Genomic DNA, 23,238 nt, shown 5'->3' on the forward strand with positions numbered 1-23,238 from the left:
TCAAAAATACCTCTATGGCCCAGGTTTTTCACGCCTAACAGAAACGCTTTTATTAACGCTTTTATTACGTCATTTTTAATGCACATAAAGAAAAAATGGCGTAATAAAAACGTATTAAAGGCGCAGATAGAAAATCCGTGCTAGCCAAATAATGGCTAGGTTTCTAGAATAATGGAGTTAATCACGTTAATGGCGTAACAATAATATATGTGGGGATATATGGCTACAATCAACGAACTTATCAAACTAGCAGAACATGAAAGCCGAGATCGGAAGGCAAAAAGAGCTGGGTTAATCGTAGCTTTAACTGGAACACTTTACATTGGGTCTGCGAATAAGAACAGTGCGGTTTATATTGAATTCTTTAATAACCAGTGGCAAGGATGGCTTGAAACGTATCAAGCAGGGATGCCTAAAGCAGTTTTTACTAGACATTTAGAAGCTGGCGAAGATTTTGATTTCGTGCTTGCAAAAATAGATCGCTATTTTAATTACATGAAGCGGAAAGCTAAGGGACAGTAGAGGCAAATTACGAAACGGAGGTAAATAACCCCATGGGAGAGAAATTAACGATTAAACAAGCCTTATTCATCGAAGAATACTTGATTGATTATAATGCGACACAGGCGGCGATTCGAGCAGGGTACAGCAAAAAAACTGCTTATGCTATTGGCCAGGAAAACTTGAAAAAACCTGAAATTATTAAAGCAATTAATGCAGAGGCGGAATATCGTATTGAAAAAGCTGCGATTACTGTTGATTTTATTTTACAAGGGATAAAGAACATAGCCGATAATAATGAAGAACAAACAAAAGACCGGCTTAAAGCATACGAGCTATTAGGTAAGTATTTAAAGTTATTTACCGATAAAACAGAGGTATCTGGCGTGAACGGCGGTTCATTAAAGGTATTATTTGTAGACCCTAATGACCAATAGATTAATAGTTAAGGGAATGTATGTTCCCTTTTTTATGATTTTCCTGTAACAAATTTGTTTATTTAATAGAAAAACTGGTTTATTATAGAATTATAAAGTGTAATACAGTGTAGTACATTATAATAACTTTAAGTAGAAGGAGGAGTATAAAATGGCATATCCTTTACAGGATGTAATTAATTGGTTTCTTTCGAAAGAAGCTATGACTCCGAAAAAACTTCAAAAAATATTATATTATGCATACTCTTGGACTTTGACAATGGAAAACGATTCAAATACAGAGCTCGATAATAAATTGTTTGATGCAAAATTTGAAGCATGGGTTCACGGTCCAGTAATTAGAGAGGTGTATGATTCATTCAGGGAGTACGGTTACAACGAAATTCCACAATACGAAGGACCAGTTTCGTCATTTTCTGCAGATATAGAGGAAATCCTTGAGGATGTTTGGGATGAATATGGAGAGTATAACGGGAATGAGTTAGAGTCTATTACACATCAGGAAGATCCTTGGCTTAATGCCAGATCTGGATATTCCGCACTTGAAAGATGTAATGTAGAAATAAGCGATGAGCAAATTTTTAATTACTATATTCAAAGAGTGGAGTATGTAGACTAGTGGATAAAGGTAGGATGAAGAAACGTCTTAAATCAGGTCCTACTCCTAAAAAGCCATTAAAAAGGGAAACTGAACCTAATCAGTCAGATTCCCCTTTGACTTTTGACTTCTCTAACAAGAACTGGTTAAGAAGTGTATCATTGGGTGGTTTCACGAATAAATTAAGCGATGAAAATATGTTTGCAGGTTATATCTTCGAGCTTTTTCATAAAATTATTCCAGTGATTCAAGATAACTGGAGTGAAATAGTACGCTCCCAAGGCCGTGGCTCATGGAGACATTGTCACCCTGTTGTTAATGAAAAGATAGATATGGTTTTAGGAATCATTGAACAAATACATGGTAACAGGTTTCAAAGTGATAAAGCTGCAGGACCCTCATTATGGCAGTTAGGAGTTACACAAAACCTAAGGCTTATAGTTATACACGATTATACCAACAACCATTTAACACCTGTATTTGTAGATTATCATCATTTAATTCATCCTAATGATCATTTTAATCAACCAGATTATAAGAGATATGATTTTTGTCCTGTGGACACATATACCAATACATAACTCGAAAAGGCCACCATAAATAATGGTGGTCTTTCTATTTTTTATAATATTTTCACAACTATCAATGCACTTATCACAAGTGTTAGTTTAATAAGTATAAAGCTCATTATGATCAGCATCTTGCTTGAAATAAAAAATTTTAAAAGTCTTGTTACAAGTGTTGTATAATAAGTAAAATAGACAAGCCGTTATTGGTAAATATAGGTGGCACGAGAAGTCGGAGGATAACAAAAATGTTTGAGCAAACTTTTAAAAATATAGATGATGTACTTTGGAAAGATGCGGGCTGTGGTAGTCAATTAGATTACATAGAGCAAACTTCATGGATTCTTTTTTTAAAGTATCTAGATGATCTTGAGAGAGATAAAAGTACTATGGCTGAACTCTCTGGTAAACCGTACAAGGATATAATCAGATCAGATTATAAATGGGATGTATGGGCAGCACCTAAAGATAACAAAGGTAAATTAGATTACCACAGAGCTATGACTGGAGATGACCTTAAAGAGTTTGTGAATAATAAGCTATTTCCATATCTTCAGAGATTTAAATTAGATTCACCTGATGCTGACACTATCGAGTATAAAATTGGTGAAATATTCTCAGAACTAAACAATAAAATTCAGAGTGGATATAACCTTAGAGAGGTAATTAACCTGGTAGATCAACTAAGGTTTCGTTCACATGCAGAAAAATATGAGTTGTCACATTTATATGAAGACAAGATTAAAAACATGGGTAATGCAGGAAGAAACGGTGGAGAGTATTACACGCCACGTCCTCTCATAAAAACTATTGTTAATGTAGTCGCCCCGAAAATCGGAGATAAGATTTACGATGGTGCTGCTGGGTCTGCTGGTTTCTTAGTCGAAGCATTTGATTACTTAAAGACAAGTAAAAATATTAGCACCAAGGAAATGGATATTCTACAAAAGAAGTCATTTTACGGAAAAGAGAAAAAATCTTTAGCGTATATTATCGGAATAATGAATATGATTTTACATGGCATCGAAGCACCTAATATTGTTCATACAAACACTTTAGCTGAAAATATTGCTGATATTCAAGAAAAAGATCGTTATGATATCATCCTAGCAAATCCTCCGTTTGGGGGGAAGGAACGTTCCGAGGTTCAACAAAACTTTCCTATTAAGACTGGGGAAACAGCATCTTTATTTCTACAACACTTCATAAAAATAATGAAAGCAAACGGGCGTGCTGGTATCGTTATTAAGAATACATTTCTATCAAATGTAGATAATGCTTCTATAAATCTAAGAAAACAACTTTTAGAAAATTGTGATTTGCATACAGTTTTAGATTTGCCTAGTGGCACATTTACAGGGGTAGGACAAAAGACTGTAGTTCTTTTCTTCGAAAAAGGTACTCCTACTAAAAATATCTGGTATTATCAACTCAATTTGGATAGAAATCTTGGTAAAACAAATCCACTAAATGAGAACGACTTGCTAGATTTTGTAGAATTACAAAAATTAAAGACAGATTCAATAAATTCATGGACAGTAAACATAAATGATATCGACAACGAGTTTTATGATTTGTCTGTTAAAAATCCTAATAAAGAAAATGAGCTGATTCTTCGTCAACCTGAAGAGATTTTAGAAGAGATAGAAGTAATGGACAATGAGACTATTAAAATTTTAAGTGAAATAAAAGAAGAACAATCTACTTTTGATATAACAAATAGTTTATGGGAAAAGAAAAAGTTAGAAGAAGTATGTACATTTTTTAATGGAAAAGCACACGAGAAAATAATAGATGAGAATGGAGATTATATAGTAGTTAATTCCAAATTTATATCCTCAAATGGGACACATTACAAGAAAACAAATGAAGCTTTATTTCCTCTCTTTAAGGGAGATATTACTATGGTAATGAGTGATGTTCCAAATGGTAAAGCACTTGCAAAATGTTTTTTGGTCGATGAAGATAACAAATATAGTTTAAATCAACGAATATGTGCTATTAGGACAGATAAGTTTATTAATAAATTTTTATACTATCAACTTAATAGGAATAAATATTTCTTAGGATTTGACAATGGTGAAAACCAAACAAATTTGAGAAAGGCAGATATATTAAATTGCGAACTGGTCATTCCTCCGTATGAAGAGCAACAATTTATTATTGACAAACTTGATATAATTTCACATAAAACCAGAAAACTTGAAGCTATTCATCAAAAGAAACAAACTAACTTAGATGAGCTGAAAAAATCAATTATGAACAAAACATTTTACAGTGAATTCTAAGGAGGTTGTAGTATGAATGAAGCTGAAACAAGAGCTGAACTTATTGACCCTAAATTAAGAGAAAGTGGTTGGGGACTAGTTGAAGGTTCAAAAGTCTTACGAGAGTTTCATATTACTGCTGGAAAAATACAAGCTGGTGGCAGAGCGAAACCATTAATAGCTGATTATATACTTGTATATAAAGGTATTAAGTTAGCAGTTATTGAAGCCAAGAGTGATGAATTAGAAGTAGGAGCAGGAGTGGCACAAGCCAAAAATTATGCAATAAAATTAAGGTTAGATTATTCATATTCTTGTAACGGCAGAGACATTTATGAGATGTGTATAAAAAATGGAAACGAAGAAGCAGTTGCTTCTTTTCCTACTCCTGATGAATTATGGAATAAGATTTTCTCTGATCATAACAAATGGAGAGATAGGTTTAATAAGGTCCCTTTTGAAGATGTAGGTGGAACTAAAACCCCTAGGTACTACCAGGAAATTTCCGTTAATAAGACAGTTTCAGCAATTGCTGATGAAAAATCTAGAATATTACTTACTTTAGCTACAGGTACAGGGAAAACTTTCATTGCCTTTCAAATTGCTTGGAAGCTTTTTCAAACACGCTGGAATATTCAACGTGACGGGTCACGTAGGCCACGTATCTTATTTTTAGCAGATAGAAACATATTAGCCGACCAAGCGTTTAATGCTTTTTCAGCTTTTCCGGAAGATGCGTTAGTCCGTATAAATCCTAAAGAAATAGTTAAAAAAGGAAGAGTTCCTACAAACGGCAACATCTTCTTTACAATCTTTCAAACTTTTATGAGTGGTAAAGATAACAAACCTTATTTTGGTGATTATCCTCCAGATTACTTTGATCTTATCATTATTGATGAGTGTCATCGTGGTGGAGCTAAAGATGAAAGTAGTTGGCGAGACATTTTAGAATATTTCCACACCGCAGTTCATCTAGGATTAACTGCTACACCCAAGCGAATTCATAATGCTGATACTTATAAATATTTCGGTGAACCGGTATATGTTTACTCTCTAAAAGAAGGAATAAATGATGGATTTCTTACACCTTTTAAAGTGAAACGAATTAAAACAACTATAGATGATTATTTATATACAACAGACGATGAAGTCCTCGAGGGAGAAATAGAAGAAGGGAAAATATATACTGAAAATGATTTCAATAGAATTATCGAAATAAAAGAACGTGAGGCTAAACGAGTAAAAGTCTTTCTCTCTGAAATTAATCAAAAGGAAAAAACTATTGTTTTTTGTGCTACACAGCCGCATGCAGCACTTGTTAGGGATCTTATTAATCAATACAGTGAGAGTAAAGACTCATTATATTGCGTACGTGTAACTGCAGATGATTCAGCTTTAGGAGAACTTTATTTACGTGATTTTCAAGATAATGAAAAGGCAATTCCAACCGTTCTTACGACTTCTAAAAAGCTATCAACTGGAGTTGATGCTCGTAATGTCCGTAATATAGTACTAATGCGGCCAGTCAAACAAATGATCGAATTTAAACAAATAATAGGTCGAGGAACAAGATTGTATGAAGGCAAAGAATTCTTTACGATTTATGATTTTGTCGATGCATATCTAAATTTTAGTGACCCAGAATGGGATGGAGAGCCAGTAGAACCAGAGCCTAGAGAGCCTGGGGAACCACGAGATCCGCATAATCCAGGAGATCCAGGAGATCCAGGAGATCCGGGAGATCCAGGAGATCCAGGGGAAACTAAGAAAAAAATAAAGATTAAACTTAGAGATGGAAAAGACCGTGAAATCCAACATACAGTAGCTACTAGCTTTTGGAATGCGGATGGAAAGCCGATTTCGGCTGAAGAATTCTTAGAGAACTTATATGGAACGCTTCCTGATTTTTTTAAAAGTGAGGAAGAACTGCGTGAAATATGGTCAAATCCTAAAACCCGAAGAGCTTTGCTAGAGAAACTTGCTGATGCAGGATATGGTAAAGACGAATTGGTCGCATTACAAAATTTAATAAACGCTGAAAATAGTGATTTGTTTGATGTACTTGAATTTGTTTCGTATGCTACTAAGCCAATTTCAAGGCAAGAACGAGTAGACAAAGCAAAGTCCAATATCCTAAAGGATTTAGATGATAAGGAAAAAGATTTTCTTGAATTTGTACTAAATAAATATATTGAAACTGGTTTTGAAGAGCTTGATCAAGAAAAATTACCACGATTATTGGAGTTGAAATATCATTCAATTTCAGATGGGGTGGACGTTTTAGGCGGCGTAATTAAAATCCAAGAAACGTTTACTGCTTTTCAAAAAGCTTTGTACAATCAAGAAGCGTCTTAATTAGCTCACCATTGTATAGACATGTAGTAATCATGGTGATAACGGTTAAATGTTCTCTTTACGGCATTTTTTAAAGAGAAAAGCTCTATTGTCACTACCCCAAAAAAATCTAATGTACTTTAGTAAAAAATGATTATACTTTTTAATTTTAGTTAGACGAAGCTATCTGACTATGTCTGATATACACAAAAAAAGCCTATTTCTAGGCTTTTATGTGAACACTTATAAGAAAAAATGTAATTACTTTTAAAGAGGTTTGTTAATAATTTTATCCATGAAAATGTCCGCAAAATTGTCCGCAAATGTTTTAGAAAGAGTTTCTCTTTATTTCATTAATTTCGGCTTTTATATTAATATCAGATGATTTTTTACAAATATTTATTTAAGTTTAATAATTAAATGAATGGGCGGCATGATGTAATAACGCCCACAAAACCCATTTAATAGGGTTTGTGAGTTTTAAAAAAGGTGGAATGCTAGTAGCATTTTGCAGACATAAAGGATTTACCGGAAACTTCTCATAAGTTGATAAAACTTATGAGGGGTTTTTTATTTTTGATTATTCATAAGGACAAAGAAGAAGTACTAAATGCATTGATGACAACAGATGTTCAGGTTTGTTCGTGCAATATTCTACAGAAAAAGTGATCTTCAGCATTAGTGATGAGACTGCACAATTGCGACAGCAAGATTGTGCAAAGTAAATTAACCGTAAATAATGTCTATGTATCCTATCTCCTATAAACAAATAATTATTTAATTAATTGCAGGAAATTCATCACGATAAAAAGGTTTATTTTTCCATAATAAAGGGGTATTAGTACATAATGATTACCACGTTTTTCAGTTTAAATTTTAAATTAGTTTGAAAGACCTATGTTTTCCAACACGTTCCATTCGGTAACATAGAATAATGAGTAAATTTAGGTAGCTATTTATTTGTGGGAATTGACTGCAAAGAAAGGGCATGAGCTTCATAAAGGGAGTATGTATATTTAAATAGTCCACTCTCAAGGATTAATAATTAAGCTTAGTTAAGTACATATAGGGGAATATTGGTGAAGGTCCTTGATTCTTATCCACTTTACTTTGGCATAGCAGGGTTGCAGAAGAATCTAGGCAAACATTTAAAGAAAAACCTTGGACATAAAGTTTTATTCGGGGAATCGAAAGTTAGTGTACCTTTCTCTCGGGAATCAATTACTAATTCTCTTTTGTATGTTCAAAATTTAGGTGTGAAAGTAGAAGTAGGTGTTTTTTAATCAACATTTTCTTCAGATAAATCACCAGTATCGGCTGATTTCTTACTTGAGCAAGAGAATTAAAAGCGGATATTTAAAGCTATACCACATCCGCAGGGGCCAGGAGTTTCTGCAACTAAAACGGAAGTTAAAGTAGAACCATTAAATTTCTTTGGATACGAACCGTTAGAATTTTTTTGGATTTGATTATGATCCATTCATTGGAGTGGATGTTTTTAGGAGTTACGCTGCACTCGGTAAAGGGATAGGAATAAAATTCAGAGACAAATAAAATATCAAAACTACGTTGGAGGATTTAACATTGTTTCCTACAAATAAAAAGGATTTTATAAAAGCTTTAAATTTTGGATTACTTCTGTATGCTATTTTGGGGGCGGTAAGTGGAACCTTAATGTTTGCTAGTATCCTATTTGTTAATTCGCCTGAAAATGAATTACAAAGAGAAATAGGAACATTGAGTATTGTAGCAATCTTTGTATATGGCTCCTGCGTAATTGCATTAATTATCCGTTCGATTCTAAAAAAAAGAGGGTGGATTTAAATGGCTGATACAAATATAACGTTGTTGCCTATTGGGACAGTAATCAAAGTGAAGGATTTTAAAAAGTTGATTATGATTTATGGAAGAAACCAAATTCTAGAAGGAAATATCTCGGAGCAATTTAATGTTTTCTTTAATAGAAATATGGGTGAAGACGTGATCTACCCTGGCTATGAATCCCCGCAAGAAGTGGACATGAGGGAAAAGGTTGAACTGGAAATCAAAAAACTAAAAAGGAACAATGAAAATGTTACGAACTAAAAATAAAGGCAAACTGTCAATCATCTTTTTATTTGTTCTACTTTTAATAGGATGTACGAATGCGAAAGAAGATACTTCCGTAAAAGAAAAGCTAGATAAATCCAAGCCTTTGCCTATTGGCACAGTCGTAAAGTTAAAGCAGATGAAGAAAAGTGTCATGATTTATGGCTACAATCAAATACAAGTAAGTTCGGGAAAACAATTTGATTACATAGCGGTTCCATACCCTGAAGGTAATCCATACCCTGAAGGTAATATTTCTGCCGATTACAATGTGTTTTTTAACCGTAACTTTATTGAGAAGGTTATGTATGATGGTTATGATTCAGAAGAAGGAAAACATCTGCGTAAGAAAATAGAAAACGACATGCAAGACAATTAAGTAGCAATCTGGGGTAAATATTGTCGCCTGGGATTTTTTGTTGTGAAGTCATTGCCCATTTTCACTTAACGTACCCTTTGCCATAGCCTTGTTAATTCTTAAAATAAAACGCAACAAAATATGAAACTTATCGTGTGAAGAATGGCTCTGTTGCTAACATTAAAGGTGGAAACTACCCTGAAAGTTGGATTGACTCACAAACTAAATGAGGGAATATCCAGACTATAGATAAATATGTTAAGCCCACATCAGCCGTGGTAAGCACATTAAAAAGTTGAGCAGGTTGTTTTGGGTTTGGGGTAACTACTTCAGAAAACATGGTAATAGAGGTGCATCAAAATCCAAAATTGTAGGAGACGATGAAGGATTGGGAGCAGTATCATTAACTGGCGCCGCAATAGGTCAAGGACTTTTATAGGAGTTTCTTAGTACTAGAAAGATTTAAAATTTGGAAAAGAGAAAGAAACACTTTCTGAAAAAGCTAAGAAATGTGTTCAAAAAGGAATAAAAGCTTTCTCAAGCTTGTTCGGTAAAATATTTCTCCATACTAATAGGGTGGTCAAAAATGCTGAAAATAGATAACTCAATTAAACGAAAAAATTTGCCTAATCATATACTTGAACATTTATCTTTTACGGATACTGATCAAGTTAAGTTCGGTGTATTTGGATCAACCTTTGTTATGCTAGACTTATTAATAATTTTACCTCTGCTGTTTCCCTATCATGAATTATCTTTCTGGTTAACTATCCCTTTTTTATTATTAATTAACCTTTGGGCTTTAACAATGTTACTTAGAAAAGCTGAAGGTCTTCATTTTGAGTTTATTCTTTTTGTGGGATGTTTAGGAGCAGTAGGATCTTTATGTTATTTTATTTTAGTTCAAAAAATTGCTTATATCGTATTAAATATCCATTCCAATAATTTTTTTGTAATGTCATTAATTATTTACTTAGCTTTTTTTCTGTTTCAAATTTGGTTTCAAAATAAAAAATACTGTTCTATTAATTCGGATTTTTTACAATTTAAAGACATGCCATGGCATTTCAAAGCATTAACCTGGTCGGTCCCTTTAGGCTATATCATTGCCCATTACTTTATTAGTAAGTCAGAGGTAATAATGACTACTATAATGTTATTAGTCTACCTTATGTTTTCTATCTTTTTTACCTATGTCTCTGTAAAATTCTTTCATCGTTATTTATTTATGAAGGCAAATTCTCACTTCTTAGAAATTCCTGGTGAATACAAAAAAACAAAAAAAGGAGCTATTCACTGATGAATTAGTTAAATCTTTTTCTAGTGGTACTACTGTGATTCTTGAAAGTGAAAAAAACAACAAAAATTTATGGTCGAAACAACTTGTATCATTAGATGAGGAAATCACTGTTTAGAATAAAGTATGCGATTTTTTTACTATGTTCTATGATATAACTTCTTGTAGTATCGTTTACTGGTATAGTAAACTCAGTATACTTTCAATAAAGTAAAGGAGATAAAAAATATGAAGTCTTATAAACTTGTTGTTCTGACGCTATTTTTAGTTCTAGTGTCTGTAACAGCTTTCCCAGGAATCTCTGCAAAAGCAGCTATAAACAATAAACCAGGAGATATTATCATCACCAACAGTACTTCTTCAAGTGGAATAGTTGGACATTCAGGAATTTATATTACCGATACTACCATTTTACATACCTCCGGTTGGAAATCGGAACCTTATCCAACGGTTTTGACAGAAAGTCAATGGCATTCAAGATATGAAAAATCCAAGGTGGTCCGCTCAAGTTCAAGCACTTTAGGAAAGAATGCAGCTAATAAAGCAATATACTATTTCAAAGGAAAAAAAATTACTTACAAAATCACTTCTGGTCCTACTAATATTGCTTCAACTTACTGTTCTGAACTAGTTTGGTACTCTTACTACAAAGCTGGTAAGACATTCAAAACTCGTAATAGTTCTGGTAGCTTTTATCAACCAACATCACCTACACCTTACAACTTTATTGATAAATTTAATGTTAGCCATAATGGTTTTACTTTCATAGATAACTCTTGGTAATAATTTTTAACTTATCACCTAAAAAAAGACTCCTAAACTTAGGAGTCTTTTTTTAGGTTGTATTAATTGGGCAATCTAACTACTTAACCTTCTCGCCAAAAGCCTCTGGAATCATCGTAAACCCTTCAATCACCGTATCTTCCTCAACTTCAATCATGAGGTAACGTTTACCACTAAGCTGCACTTGTTTCACATACCTTAAATCTTGCGGGCTAATCGAAATTTTAGCTACCTTTGTGTCGATCTTAATTGACTTCGAGTTGTATTTCGGAACAACACTGCTCGCTTTAATTTCATACTTATCGTCATCAATCACTTTTTGAAAAGCGGATTCTACCTTTTCCACACTAATATCTTCAACACCGCTCGCTTTCAGTACGCGCTCAACGTCCTTGGAGTCTAGTCGTGGATGCTCTTCCTCCTCGTTCTCTTCCATCATTCGGTTGATTTCTTCATAAACATTGGAGAGGGTAGACGTGTTCAACTGATCTTGTGTTACGTCTTTGATAATTTCTTCAAACACAATCTTATCGTCTTTTGCTGTCATGATTTCTTCGCCATTTAAAACGTCCACTATGAATTCATAATCGGGTTCATGCACTTTACCTGCTGAATACAGAATGTGGTTCACATCTGCTGCATTATCACTAAAACAAGGGAAGAGGAACCCTCCGATCGGCGCGTTCAGGTTAATAACAGGATCGACCACGAAATTGTACTTGAACTCTTTTTCCACATAATCAAAGAGCAGTTCTTTCTTCGGTTCTTGTGTATTGTTTATGCTGCACAAAATAAAGGGGAAGGAGTAGACGGCATCTCGTTCACTAATCTCAGCCTCATCATTTTTGCGCTTCGTCGGCTTATAGTATTCTCCCTTAATGAAGGTAATCACGATATCCTTTTCGTACTGACGGTTTACGAGCATCTTCCCTACCATTTGAAGCATGCGTTCTTTCCAGTCTTCTGTATCGCTAGCAAGTAATCCCTGATGCAGGATAAGCTGGCTATTATTTTCAGCATTTCTATTAAACTTTAATTCAAATAACTTTTCATCGAGATTTCCACCAAGCAATTTTTTGAAGTTATTAAAAAAGAGCTCTTGTTGTTCAGGATCTAGCATCTCAAAAGGCTGACTCACGTGATGATAGATCTCGCTTGATTCTTTCGTAATATACACATTAAAGATGCTGGAGATCTTCAGTAGATCGTTCTCTTTCTTGAATTGTTTTCGTATTTGAGCGATATCTTTTTTGTTCATGCTTCTATACACTCCTAAGTTCTTGCGATTTTAAGTCGACAGTTTCAATATGTCTAACAGGGAAGTATTCTTTATTTTAACATTCAGGAGGAGTGAAGTGTGATGGTGAAGTTTTTGTTGGTTCGTAGATTGTTTGTATTAGAATTTTAACAGCTTTCTTAATTTAACAACGTCAAGTTGCTTCAGAGTATATCCCGTATGTGTATCGTCGGCATTCATGATCATGCCACTATCACTTTCTTTTCGTAACCAAAGAAAATAGTTCTCTTTATTTCCATTCGAATCAACAAGAGTCATCTCTAAATTATTTTTTGAAACATTTAAAATTCCAGGTATTCTTTCAGCAGACTGTATCGCATCTCTAGCAATTCTAACGGCCTTGTTATTTTTAAAAGTCCTCTTTACTTCGCCTGTAACGATAAGCCTCTCTTTGGTATCCTGCATGATGAGGTTCGGAGCGGTCTCTTTACTTTCAGAATAAACGCTACACCCAGCTAACAAGATACTCAATGTAATAAAAAACAATTTAAGAAATGATTTCTTCATCTTCACACCTCTTGATATCCGTTTTAAGGTAAGTCGCTTTGTATTCTTAAAAGGTTTCAGGGCATCGGTAAACAATAAAAAACCCCATATCGCATAGGAATTAAGCCGATACGATACAGGGTCTCTGTTACTAAAGAATTCTTTTCTTAATGCGTGCTACGAGTGGAATAACAATAATCCCCGCAATACCAACTTGCAGAATGTTTCCTGGAATCGATCCGAACGGCTGAATCCAGTTTCCATAAAGCACAACTTCTGCAAAATAATAGCCTACTACTTTAATAAGCATAGCAACCACAACTGCCATTGAGTAGACGAGTACTCGTTTACCCGGTACTTTTTCCGAAATCACACCGGCTACATAGCCCATTGCACCAACGATAACAAAAGTAAACGGTGCCCAAATGGTCCAAGGAGAAAATAGATCATACAAGCCCATCCCAAAAGCACCTGCAATAGCACCTGTTCTTCTGCCGAAAACAAAAGCTGCTACGAATAGAGGAATGTTTCCTAAGTGGATTAGACCACCGTTTCCTGCAATTGGAAGCTTAATGTTGATGAACATCGTTGCAACAAGAGTCAGTGCCACGAATAGTGCGCTGATGACTAACATTCTTGTTTTAGTAGATTGTATCGATGAATAAGTAGTATTCATTACATAACCTCTCTCATAAAAAATAAATGTAAAAATAATTGCACTTTTTCATTATATATGTCCTTATTCTTTTAGAAAACAGCTATTTTCTGGGTAGGGTGAAGAAATAGAAAAATAAACTAGTGGAATGAGCGAGTTTCTCAAAAGGAAAGAAGGGGAGATCGATACATTTGCCGAAATCTATTTAGGAGAGCATAGACGTATTGGTACAGTTCATTGCGAATGCCTATAGTAGAAGAATTTAACGATATGTATCGCATGGCGATATAAGGAATAGATGAAGAGAAATGAAGGAGGCCCGATATGCGACGTGATATACAACCGAATGAACGAGCTTTCTCCTCCAAGGAAGTTGCAGAAGAAGTAGGGATCGCAACACCTACTGTTCGAAAGTATGGACAAATTTTAGAACGAAATGGATACGAGTTTTTAAAGGATGGAGATCGCCGTATCTTTGTTCAATCTGATATTGAATCGCTCATAGCGCTACGCGATACAGACAAGCCTTTAGACGATACAGCTAAAGATATTGTACTTCAACAAAAAGAAAGACTGAAAGAAACAGTTCAGACGGACGTAGCGCTACCCGATACATATGAGAACCTTCCACAAGACCCGAACCAATTAAGAGAAGTATTAATGATGCTAGCGAATGAATTAGCAGCGACACGCGAGATGAATGCTCAGCTGACAAACGATATGTCAGAGCTTAAAGTAACCGTATCGAGGCTTCAGCAAGATCATCATGCGATCAGTGCGAATGTTGGAAACGCAGCTCAGAAAACGAACGCAAAGATTGAGAAGCTGACCAATCAACAGAAAGAACAATACGAAGCATTGCTAGAACAGGAAAAAGAGAAAAGTGAACTTCTGCAACAGGAAATTCAAAAGTTAAGAGAAGAACAGGTCAAAGAATGGCGTCTGCAGAACGATTTTAATAGACGACTTGAAATCGTAGTTCAAAGCCGGCCGAAAAGTAAATGGGAAGCGATTCTTTCTTTATTTAGAAAGTAAGCTTGTGTATATCGGGGGGCGATACGGTCAACCCTAACGGAGCTATTATTTAACATAGATATATCGTGACCCGATATGGATTTTATAATGATACAAAATACAATCCTCTACATTCAATCGTCATATTTCTACAATTTCCCGAGAAATATCTACAAAAACAGCATGCTTATTAAGCTTGGGAAATTAGAGTTTAAGAACGCAAAACAATATTTAGAAAGAACGATTACGGTGCACTGTATAGAGTGCATCTTTTTTTATTTGTTCACTTGTATCGAATCTTCTCTTTTTTTGTAAAAAAACAAGGAATATCGTCTGTGTGATGAGAATATTTAAAGGAAAGAAAAAATTAAATAATGTAGAGACAGAAATGTTAGAGGGGAGTCTATCATGAACGCTAGAAATGAAAAGACATTTGAATATCATCCTCAACTTAGAGAGGTTATCGCAAACGTAGAAAAAGTTATGGTAGGTAAGAAAAAGGTTACAGAGTTAACACTTGTTTCGTTATTAGCAGGGGGACATGTTTTACTTGAAGACGTACCAGGAGTAGGGAAGACGATGATGGTGCGATCCATCGCAAAATCTCTGGGACTAACCTTTAACCGCATCCAGTTCACACCTGATTTATTGCCGTCTGATATGACGGGGGTATCGATATATAACCAAAAAGATATGAGTTTTGAATTTAGACCAGGTCCTCTTGTAGGAAACATCATCCTTGCTGATGAGATCAACCGTACGTCACCAAAGACGCAATCTGCACTTCTTGAATCAATGGAAGAAATGAGCATGACCGTAGATGGGCAGACACATATATTGCCCGATCCGTTCTTAGTTATGGCCACCCAAAACCCGATCGAGTACGAAGGAACTTATCCACTTCCAGAAGCACAGCTTGACCGTTTCTTAATGAAGCTGACGATGGGGTATCCGACTCCAGAGGAAGAGTTTAACGTATTGAACGTAATCGGAAATGAACACCCGATCCACCTCCTTAAACCAGCCATCTCACCTGAAGAGATCTCAGAACTGAAAAAAGCCGTTAAGAACATCTATGTATCAGATTCGATCAAGCGATATATCGTCGATCTGATTAATCGTACACGTAATCATAAATCCATTGCGCTAGGCGTTAGTCCGCGTGGCTCGCTCGCTTTATTAAAAGCAGCACAGGCTTTTGCATTGCTCATGAACCGTGATTTTGTTATCCCTGATGATGTGAAATACTTAGCACCGTATGTTCTTGTTCACCGCGTGCTACTAAAACCTGAAGCCCGCTTTGAAGGGATCTCAGCTGAAGAAGTAATCAATGAGCTTTTGGCCCGCGTGCCTGCACCTATTCATAAGGAACAGCATGCATAATGAAGGCGTTTCTTCATAAATTTCGGGAGAAGTATAAAACGCCGATCGGGTTTTCAGGGATCATCTTTTTACTGCTTGTTACGTTCTCTTTTGCCATGTTTCAAGGAGGATTCGTAAGCTGGTTTTTATTTTACAGCGTACTTCCGCTCGTTCTTTATTCCGTTACGATGGCTTTCTATCCGATTCAGAGGTTGAAGGTTGAGCGATTTATCTCTAAAAACAAACTGATGGCAGGCGAAGAAGTAGAAGTTACGATCGTCATCAAACGAAGAAGCAACTTTCCGCTCTTTTACGTTGTGTTAGAGGACGTGCTGCCAGAGGTACTGCTTCGTGAGACACGATACGAGGGCAATACGCATCAGATCCAGTCTCGTATCCTGTTGTTTCCGTTGTTTCGCAGGCATCTAGAATATTCATATACGATTAATCCTGCACCGCGTGGGTTGTTTAAATTCGATCAAATTCAAATCAGTACAGGTGATGTCTTTGGCTTTGTTTTGAAAAGCACGAGTGTCTCCGTTCAAGATCAGATCTTTGTGTACCCACAATATCAAAGTATCGAGCGGTGGGAAGCAGGAAAGATGCTGCAATCTGGTATGAAAAAAGTCGGGAAGCGTTCGTTTACCGACTATACATCGACAGTCAGTGTTCGTGATTATGTCGCTGGCGACCGAATGAACTGGCTGCACTGGAAAGCGAGTGCAAGATCGAATAAGCTGCTGACAAAAGTGTTCGAACAGCAGCGGAACGATGATTTTGTAATTGTGCTTGATCATTGTGAAAAGAGTTACGGCACGCAGGATTGGCTGTTTGAACGCGGCGTTTCACTTGCCGCATCCATCGTTCACTATGCGATTTCAAAGGGTGGTTCGATCGGTTATCATCCGCTATCTGGAAAAGAAATCCCGATGAATATTGGGGTTGAGCAAGAGTGGCGGATTCTTCACGAACTGGCAAAAGTGAAGTCAGACGTGAAGCTGCCGTTTGAAGAACGATTGAAGCAGGAATACATGGCAGGCTATATGGAAGGAAAGACAGCGCTTATCATATCGCCGAATCTTTCTGAATACACGATGAAAACGCTCGAACTTATCGCATCTAGACAGCAAACGAATGTGATTTTCTTTTACTTAGCGCTTGATACTAAACTAAAGAGTCAAGAACTCACGTATATCTCTCGAATCAGGCAGTTCGGTGTGCCTGTAACACCGATCATTGGCTCTGACTTTAACGAATCGCTGAAGGCAGGTGGCACGTATGCCTCAATCTAATCAGCAACAAGCGTCAACGCTACACGTATTGGTTCTGTACGGCTTAGGCTTTCTTCTTTTATGGGAGTGGTTAAGACCGCTTAAAGAGCTTACAACGACGAACGATATCCAAATTTTCGTGATGTACACGCTCTTTTTGTTTATCGTTACGTATTTTCAGCTACCGTTATGGATCTCATTTCCGGTAAAATTGGGAGCGATGTTATATGCGCTTCATTCGCTTTACTTTTTTGATGTCTTCTTATCCTTTAAATGGGTTCCATTCTTAATTGAAGATATTCAATACAATCTTGGGCTGTTTTCAGACCAAAACTGGGACGAGATGACGTCGCTCTCTCGAAGTCTGTTGTTCTTTATATTACTCTGGCTCGTCAGTTATTTGATGCATTATTGGCTCGTCCAAACGCGGAGAATCTTTCTGTTTTTCTTAATCACCGTCATTTATATTTCGATACTTGATACATTTACGGTTTATGATGGGAAATTCGCGATCATCCGTACCGTTTTCATCGGACTGATTTTAGTCGGTATTTTACGAATGATGAAGATTATTGAAACGCAGGGCTTCTCGCTTTTAAAAGGAAAATTCCCTGTCCTGTGGGTGGCACCACTTTCTGGAGTCATCGCTTTGTCGTCAGCTTTAGGGTATGTGGCACCAAAAGCATCTCCAATCTGGCCAGATCCTGTTCCGTTTCTTCAGAACATGTCAGGAAAAGATGGAGAAGAAGGTCTAGGAAAAGGCGCTGGGATCGCAAAGATTGGTTATGGAGAAAACGACAGCCAGCTTGGCGGACCATTTGAGTTCGACTATACGCCGATCTTTACCGCTTATGATAACGGCAGGCATTATTGGCGGATAGAAACGAAAGAATTCTACACCGGTAAAGGGTGGGAGAATAAGATTCCGACTCAGGCGATCGCTTTAGAAGCAGATAATCCTTCAGCCGATACGAATTACACCAGAGTCTGGGAAGATGGATTAGAAATGAAAGACCATAAAGCACGTATCGAAGCGGAGAGAAGAAAAGAATATTCATTTTTAATGATTCCAGGAAAGCTAGCCAATATAAAAGCAGAATCGGATATCAACTATCAGTTAGATGGTGTAAACGGGAAGATTTCTACCTTTCAAGGTGGGAGAGAAGAGAAACTTTCTGAATACGAGATGGACTACCAGTTACCTGTAATAAAAGAAGAGCAATTAAAAGCTTCCAACAATCAATACCCCGTTTATATAACAGAAAATTACTTGCAGCTTCCCGAAACATTGCCGCAGCGGGTAAAAGATTTAGCGGAAAATGTTACCGTAAACCAACCAACGATCTACGATAAAGTTAAAACGGTCGAAAGCTATTTTGCAAAGAACGCTTATGGCTATAACACGATCGAAGTTGCCGTTCCAAAGAGCGATGAAGATTACGTCGATCAGTTCCTGTTTGAAACGAAAAAAGGGTATTGCGACAACTTTTCAACGTCGATGGTTGTAATGCTGCGCTCTGTTGGCATACCTGCGCGCTGGGTAAAAGGCTTTACTCCTGGAACTTTTGAAGCACTTGGTGATGATGGTCTTCGTGAATATACCGTTACAAACGCAAATGCCCACTCATGGGTAGAAGTGTATTTTTCAGGAATTGGTTGGGTTCCATTCGAGCCGACGCGTGGATTCGATAATCCATTCCAGCCTGAAGGCGAAGAAAAAGATTCAACACCAGCTGCACCAGTTCCGACTCAGCCGGACAAGCCTGAAAAAGACGTAACCAAGGAGGAAAACACTTCTTCAGGAGAAAAAACAGGTTCAGATTCAATCCTGAAATCTGTTGGAACGTTAGCTGTAATTCTGTTAATCAGCTTTGTTGTAATCGCTGGGCTCGCTTATCTGTTCCGCAGAAAATGGCTCCGACAGTACACGATCTGGCGCTATAAACATAAAAAAGGCGCTGATAGCTTTGAAGAAGCCTTCGAACGCTTGATGTGGTTATTAAAGGTATATGGCATAAAAAGAAGACCTGCTTTTACGTTGAGAGAATACGCTTTGTATGTTGACAGAGAGCTTGATACAAAGGACATGAGAATTCTCGCGAAAGCCTATGAAGGTGTTCAATTCAGTCCGAAAAAGCAGTCAGATCTGTGGAATGATTTTCATAAAGAATTGTGGGAAAATTTAATTAAAAGAATCCGCCCTTGACCGCTATAACAGGCATTGTTAGAATGTCTTTAAGATTATAGTGTCAGATATTATTCTCCTTCGTATATCCTCGATAATAAGGTTCGAGAGTCTCTACCGGGTTGCCGAAAATGACCTGACTATGAAGGCAGGATTCTTTATAGCTACATTTTAAGGAATTCTGCCTTTGTTTTTGTATGTGGAAAACAAGGGTAGAATTCTTTTTGTTTTATAAAGAAAGTGTAAAGATAGACAAGCTGACGGATACTATAGCTGATAATAATAGATGGGGTGAAGTACATGAGCGTAACGAATGATTTGCACGTAATGAGTGAAATGATCGTTGTGTTAGATTTCGGTGGACAATATAATCAGTTGATTGCACGTCGTATCCGTGACTTAGGAGTATACAGTGAATTACATCCGCACACGACAACGGCGGAAGATATAAAGAAAATGAACCCAAAAGGAATCATCTTCTCTGGTGGACCTAACTCTGTTTATGCGGACGGAGCACCAGCTTGTGATCCAGCTATTTTTGATCTGGATATTCCAGTGCTCGGCATCTGTTATGGTATGCAGTTGATGAGCTACCACTTCGGCGGTAAAGTAGAGCGCGCGAGCCACCGTGAGTATGGTAAAGCAGAGATCACAGTAACGAACATGAACAAACTTTATGAAAATCTTCCAGAGCAACAAGTGGTATGGATGAGCCATAGCGACTTAGTTGTTGCACCACCAGAAGGTTTTGTAACGGACGCAACAAGTCTTTCTTGTCCTGTAGCTGCAATGAGTGATGTATCTCGTAAACTTTACGGCGTACAATTCCACCCAGAAGTTCGTCATTCAGAGTATGGTATCGAGTTTCTTGATAACTTCGTAAAATCTGTTTGTGAATGTGAAGGTAACTGGACGATGGAAAACTGGATCGAAGACGAGATTCAAAAGATCCGTGACGTTGTTGGCGACAAAAAAGTCATCTGCGCGATGTCAGGTGGCGTTGACTCGTCTGTTGTTGCCGTACTTGTTCATAAAGCGATCGGCGACCAATTAACATGTATTTTCGTTGATCACGGACTTCTTCGTAAAGATGAAGCAGATCAAGTTATGAAAACATTCAGCGAAGGATTCAACATCAACATCATCAAAGTCGATGCAAAAGACCGTTTCTTAAGCAAGCTTGAAGGTGTATCTGATCCTGAGAAGAAGCGTAAGATCATCGGTAACGAGTTTATCTACGTATTTGATGAAGAAGCGTCAAACCTACAAGGCATCGAGTTCCTTGCACAAGGTACGCTTTACACAGATATCGTAGAGAGCGGTACAGCAACTGCACAAACGATCAAGTCTCACCATAACGTTGGCGGACTTCCTGAAGACATGCAGTTCAAATTGATCGAACCTCTTAACACACTCTTTAAAGATGAAGTGCGTAAAGTAGGTACAGAGCTTGGAATTCCTGAACACATTGTTTGGCGTCAGCCGTTCCCAGGCCCTGGTCTAGGAATCCGTGTACTTGGTGCGATTACAGAAGAAAAGTTAGAAATCGTTCGTGAGTCTGATTTCATTCTTCGCGAAGAGATCGCAAAAGCAGGGTTAGAGCGTGAAGTGTGGCAATATTTCACTGTCCTCCCTGACATCCGTAGCGTTGGTGTAATGGGTGACGCTCGTACGTACGATTACACGATCGGTATCCGTGCCGTAACTTCAATCGACGGAATGACTTCTGACTGGGCACGTATCCCTTGGGACGTTCTTGAAAAGATCTCTACACGTATCGTAAACGAAGTGGATCACATCAACCGCGTGGTGTACGATATTACGTCTAAGCCACCAGCAACGATCGAGTGGGAATAGGTTTGAAAGCGAAAACACGAACGATTATTGCAAAATAACATAAAATCATTCGTAAAAATGCTTGACGTACGACAAAGTTCGACCTATACTCAAATAGTAATTAAAAATTAAATGTATTTCCTACGTATAAATTCGGGGATATGGCCCGAAAGTTTCTACCAGACTGCCGTAAATGGTCTGACTACGAAGGATTTTTGAAACATGGCGCACATGCTCTCTTTGCATAGGCCTCGTTTCATTAACTCTTACGTATTCAGACCCAAGGGCTTGTCCCTTGGGTCTTTTTGTTAGTTATTTTCTATAGATTGCTGCTAGTCGCAGGGCTTTTATGAAGTTCATCTTTGAAAGTTGTTTGTAGTGCAAGGTGCGAGCCTCCTGCGGGACAGGCGTGCAGGTGAGACACTTAAAAGTGAAACGTACGAATGTGGCTCACCGCTTGCCCCGCGGAAAGCGAGTACCTGAAACGGAAATCAACCTCATCCAAAAGCGACTAGAAATAGCTTTCGATTTTATACGTAGACAGGGTATAGGGGGATATATAGATGGAAAAGTATTTTGGTTTCAAGGAGTTCAACACTTCTTACAAAAAAGAAGCAACAGCGGGATTAACTACGTTCCTTGCGATGGCTTACATTTTATTCGTTAACCCATCCGTATTAGGCGATGCTGGCATGGATAAAGGTGCCGTGTTCACGGCAACTGCACTTGCAGCGGCCCTAGGAACTCTTTTCATGGGGATCGTAGCGAAGTATCCGATCGCACTTGCTCCAGGTATGGGACTAAACGCTTTCTTCGCTTACTCAGTAGTTTTGGTCATGGATATCCCGTGGCAAACAGCACTTGCTGGCGTATTGATGTCTGGTATTATTTTTATTTTTATTACATTATTTAAAATTCGCGAAACCATCATAAATGCAATCCCAGAAGATTTGAAGTTTGCTGCAGCGTCCGGTATCGGGCTGTTCATCGCATTTATCGGACTGAAGAACGCAGGAATCGTCGCTCCAAGCGAAGCTACACTTGTTTCTCTTGGTGACTTAACACAAGGTCCAACACTTCTCGCAATCTTTGGTTTCATCATTACGATTTTAATGATGATCCGAAACGTTCGTGGAGGAATTTTCTACGGAATGGTAATCACAGCTGTAGTTGGTATCTTTGCTGGTTTGATCAATAAGCCAGATCAAATCGTAGGAGCGATTCCGAGCCTTGCACCAACATTCGGACAAGCGTTTTCTCACTTTGATCAAATTTTCACCATAGACATGATGATCGTTGTTCTAACGTTTTTTATCGTTGATTTCTTTGATACAGCAGGAACATTGATGGCAGTTGCATCACAAGCCGGAATCATGAAAGACAACAAGCTGCCTCGTGCAGGTAAAGCGTTGCTCGCCGATTCATCAGCGATCGCAGTTGGTGCGATCCTTGGAACATCTTCAACAACAGCTTATATCGAATCAGCTTCAGGTGTAGCTGCAGGTGGACGTACAGGATTCACGTCTGTTGTAACGGGTGGATTGTTCCTACTCGCTCTTTTCTTCTCGCCATTATTAGTAGTCGTAACACCATCTGTAACAGCACCAGCACTGATCATCGTAGGTGTGCTCATGGTATCGGTACTAAGCAAGATCAAGTGGGACCGTCTAGAAATTGCAGTACCAGCATTCTTAACCCTAATCGCAATGCCGCTCACATACAGCATCGCAACAGGTATCGCACTAGGATTCGTTATGTACCCACTAACAATGACAGTAAAAGGACGTTTCAAAGAAGTTCACCCGATCATGTGGGTTCTCTTCATCGTCTTTATCAGCTATTTCGTATTCTTAGTTGAATAGAGAAAAACTTTCGTAGGAATGTCCATTTTTGGGCATTCCTT

At 37.4% G+C, this 23,238-nt stretch carries 20 protein-coding genes and 2 riboswitches; of the genes, 17 read left to right on the plus strand and 3 right to left on the minus strand.

Going from position 1 to position 23,238, the window contains the following annotated elements; translation table 11 throughout:
- The first annotated feature begins 219 nt into the window (after positions 1–219).
- The 11 genes from FS458_RS20165 (at position 220) to FS458_RS20215 (ending at position 11,229) form a co-directional block, all read left to right on the plus strand.
- Positions 220–522, plus strand: coding sequence for a hypothetical protein (locus FS458_RS20165; protein WP_144704958.1), 303 nt, complete (start codon positions 220–222; stop codon positions 520–522).
- Between the two features lie 32 nt (positions 523–554).
- Entirely contained in the window at positions 555–938 is a 384-nt protein-coding gene (locus tag FS458_RS20170; protein ID WP_144704961.1) for a terminase small subunit, read from the plus strand.
- Between the two features lie 151 nt (positions 939–1,089).
- The gene (locus FS458_RS20175) at positions 1,090–1,557 is read left to right on the plus strand and encodes a Panacea domain-containing protein (protein WP_144704964.1); all 468 of its coding nucleotides are present in this window, start codon (positions 1,090–1,092) and stop codon (positions 1,555–1,557) included.
- A 14-nt stretch (positions 1,558–1,571) separates the two neighbouring features.
- Complete coding sequence (locus FS458_RS20180) at positions 1,572–2,117, plus strand: hypothetical protein (RefSeq protein WP_144704967.1); 546 nt, start codon at positions 1,572–1,574, stop codon at positions 2,115–2,117.
- 233 nt (positions 2,118–2,350) lie between these two features.
- Complete coding sequence (locus FS458_RS20185) at positions 2,351–4,390, plus strand: N-6 DNA methylase (RefSeq protein WP_186320669.1); 2,040 nt, start codon at positions 2,351–2,353, stop codon at positions 4,388–4,390.
- 12 nt (positions 4,391–4,402) lie between these two features.
- Entirely contained in the window at positions 4,403–6,724 is a 2,322-nt protein-coding gene (hsdR, locus tag FS458_RS20190; RefSeq protein WP_144704970.1) for an EcoAI/FtnUII family type I restriction enzme subunit R, read from the plus strand.
- A 1,563-nt stretch (positions 6,725–8,287) separates the two neighbouring features.
- The gene (locus tag FS458_RS20195; protein ID WP_144704972.1) at positions 8,288–8,527 is read left to right on the plus strand and encodes a hypothetical protein; all 240 of its coding nucleotides are present in this window, start codon (positions 8,288–8,290) and stop codon (positions 8,525–8,527) included.
- Positions 8,528–8,788: a DUF4176 domain-containing protein gene (locus FS458_RS20200; RefSeq protein ID WP_144704975.1), complete on the plus strand. Its 261-nt coding sequence runs from the start codon at positions 8,528–8,530 to the stop codon at positions 8,786–8,788.
- Positions 8,775–9,170, plus strand: a complete 396-nt coding sequence (locus FS458_RS20205; protein WP_144704978.1) for a DUF4176 domain-containing protein — start codon at positions 8,775–8,777, stop codon at positions 9,168–9,170. The genes FS458_RS20200 and FS458_RS20205 overlap by 14 nt, the downstream gene beginning before the upstream one ends.
- A gap of 565 nt (positions 9,171–9,735) precedes the next feature.
- A complete protein-coding gene (locus FS458_RS20210) occupies positions 9,736–10,449 on the plus strand; it encodes a hypothetical protein (protein WP_144704981.1) in 714 nt (237 codons plus the stop codon).
- 225 nt (positions 10,450–10,674) lie between these two features.
- Complete coding sequence (locus FS458_RS20215) at positions 10,675–11,229, plus strand: hypothetical protein (protein WP_144704984.1); 555 nt, start codon at positions 10,675–10,677, stop codon at positions 11,227–11,229.
- Positions 11,230–11,308: 79 nt separating this feature from the next.
- Here FS458_RS20215 and FS458_RS20220 read toward each other — a convergent pair whose 3' ends face one another.
- The 3 genes from FS458_RS20220 to FS458_RS20230 form a co-directional block, all read right to left on the minus strand.
- Positions 11,309–12,487, minus strand: coding sequence for a DUF4317 domain-containing protein (locus tag FS458_RS20220; protein WP_144704987.1), 1,179 nt, complete (start codon positions 12,485–12,487; stop codon positions 11,309–11,311).
- A gap of 138 nt (positions 12,488–12,625) precedes the next feature.
- Complete coding sequence (locus FS458_RS20225) at positions 12,626–13,033, minus strand: hypothetical protein (RefSeq protein ID WP_144704990.1); 408 nt, start codon at positions 13,031–13,033, stop codon at positions 12,626–12,628.
- Between the two features lie 130 nt (positions 13,034–13,163).
- The gene (locus tag FS458_RS20230) at positions 13,164–13,688 is read right to left on the minus strand and encodes an ECF transporter S component (protein WP_144704993.1); all 525 of its coding nucleotides are present in this window, start codon (positions 13,686–13,688) and stop codon (positions 13,164–13,166) included.
- A gap of 303 nt (positions 13,689–13,991) precedes the next feature.
- On the opposite strand from FS458_RS20230, the gene FS458_RS20235 reads away from it, so the two are divergent.
- The 6 genes from FS458_RS20235 (at position 13,992) to FS458_RS20260 (ending at position 23,197) form a co-directional block, all read left to right on the plus strand.
- On the plus strand, positions 13,992–14,702 hold the full coding sequence (locus tag FS458_RS20235) for a hypothetical protein (protein WP_144704996.1): 711 nt from the start codon (positions 13,992–13,994) through the stop codon (positions 14,700–14,702).
- Positions 14,703–15,089: 387 nt separating this feature from the next.
- Positions 15,090–16,064: an AAA family ATPase gene (locus FS458_RS20240; RefSeq protein ID WP_137792205.1), complete on the plus strand. Its 975-nt coding sequence runs from the start codon at positions 15,090–15,092 to the stop codon at positions 16,062–16,064.
- Entirely contained in the window at positions 16,064–17,335 is a 1,272-nt protein-coding gene (locus FS458_RS20245; RefSeq protein ID WP_144704999.1) for a DUF58 domain-containing protein, read from the plus strand. Before FS458_RS20240 ends, FS458_RS20245 begins: the two co-directional genes overlap by 1 nt.
- Entirely contained in the window at positions 17,322–19,520 is a 2,199-nt protein-coding gene (locus FS458_RS20250) for a DUF4129 domain-containing transglutaminase family protein (protein ID WP_144705002.1), read from the plus strand. The genes FS458_RS20245 and FS458_RS20250 overlap by 14 nt, the downstream gene beginning before the upstream one ends.
- A 40-nt stretch (positions 19,521–19,560) precedes the next feature.
- A riboswitch (purine riboswitch) is annotated at positions 19,561–19,662 on the plus strand.
- A 137-nt stretch (positions 19,663–19,799) separates the two neighbouring features.
- Complete coding sequence (guaA, locus tag FS458_RS20255) at positions 19,800–21,356, plus strand: glutamine-hydrolyzing GMP synthase (RefSeq protein WP_313957546.1); 1,557 nt, start codon at positions 19,800–19,802, stop codon at positions 21,354–21,356.
- A gap of 102 nt (positions 21,357–21,458) precedes the next feature.
- Positions 21,459–21,560, plus strand: a riboswitch (purine riboswitch).
- Positions 21,561–21,898: 338 nt separating this feature from the next.
- Entirely contained in the window at positions 21,899–23,197 is a 1,299-nt protein-coding gene (locus tag FS458_RS20260; protein ID WP_144705005.1) for an NCS2 family permease, read from the plus strand.
- Positions 23,198–23,238: the final 41 nt, after the last annotated feature.

Source organism: Fictibacillus phosphorivorans (assembly GCF_007673525.1).
In the GTDB taxonomy this organism is placed as follows: domain Bacteria; phylum Bacillota; class Bacilli; order Bacillales; family Fictibacillaceae; genus Fictibacillus; species Fictibacillus phosphorivorans_C.

Bases quoted from the DNA above. Each gene is read 5' to 3' on its own strand.
- FS458_RS20205 (WP_144704978.1), top strand. From the start codon at position 8,775: ATGTTACGAACTAAAAATAAAGGCAAACTGTCAATCATCTTTTTATTT.
- FS458_RS20235 (WP_144704996.1), top strand. From the start codon at position 13,992: ATGCGACGTGATATACAACCGAATGAACGAGCTTTCTCCTCCAAGGAA.
- guaA (WP_313957546.1), top strand. From the start codon at position 19,800: ATGAGCGTAACGAATGATTTGCACGTAATGAGTGAAATGATCGTTGTG.
- FS458_RS20175 (WP_144704964.1), top strand. From the start codon at position 1,090: ATGGCATATCCTTTACAGGATGTAATTAATTGGTTTCTTTCGAAAGAA.
- FS458_RS20250 (WP_144705002.1), top strand. From the start codon at position 17,322: ATGCCTCAATCTAATCAGCAACAAGCGTCAACGCTACACGTATTGGTT.
- FS458_RS20220 (WP_144704987.1), bottom strand. From the start codon at position 12,487: ATGAACAAAAAAGATATCGCTCAAATACGAAAACAATTCAAGAAAGAG.
- FS458_RS20200 (WP_144704975.1), top strand. From the start codon at position 8,528: ATGGCTGATACAAATATAACGTTGTTGCCTATTGGGACAGTAATCAAA.
- FS458_RS20180 (WP_144704967.1), top strand. From the start codon at position 1,572: ATGAAGAAACGTCTTAAATCAGGTCCTACTCCTAAAAAGCCATTAAAA.
- hsdR (WP_144704970.1), top strand. From the start codon at position 4,403: ATGAATGAAGCTGAAACAAGAGCTGAACTTATTGACCCTAAATTAAGA.
- FS458_RS20225 (WP_144704990.1), bottom strand. From the start codon at position 13,033: ATGAAGAAATCATTTCTTAAATTGTTTTTTATTACATTGAGTATCTTG.
- FS458_RS20185 (WP_186320669.1), top strand. From the start codon at position 2,351: ATGTTTGAGCAAACTTTTAAAAATATAGATGATGTACTTTGGAAAGAT.
- FS458_RS20240 (WP_137792205.1), top strand. From the start codon at position 15,090: ATGAACGCTAGAAATGAAAAGACATTTGAATATCATCCTCAACTTAGA.
- FS458_RS20165 (WP_144704958.1), top strand. From the start codon at position 220: ATGGCTACAATCAACGAACTTATCAAACTAGCAGAACATGAAAGCCGA.
- FS458_RS20260 (WP_144705005.1), top strand. From the start codon at position 21,899: ATGGAAAAGTATTTTGGTTTCAAGGAGTTCAACACTTCTTACAAAAAA.
- FS458_RS20245 (WP_144704999.1), top strand. From the start codon at position 16,064: ATGAAGGCGTTTCTTCATAAATTTCGGGAGAAGTATAAAACGCCGATC.
- FS458_RS20210 (WP_144704981.1), top strand. From the start codon at position 9,736: ATGCTGAAAATAGATAACTCAATTAAACGAAAAAATTTGCCTAATCAT.
- FS458_RS20170 (WP_144704961.1), top strand. From the start codon at position 555: ATGGGAGAGAAATTAACGATTAAACAAGCCTTATTCATCGAAGAATAC.
- FS458_RS20230 (WP_144704993.1), bottom strand. From the start codon at position 13,688: ATGAATACTACTTATTCATCGATACAATCTACTAAAACAAGAATGTTA.
- FS458_RS20215 (WP_144704984.1), top strand. From the start codon at position 10,675: ATGAAGTCTTATAAACTTGTTGTTCTGACGCTATTTTTAGTTCTAGTG.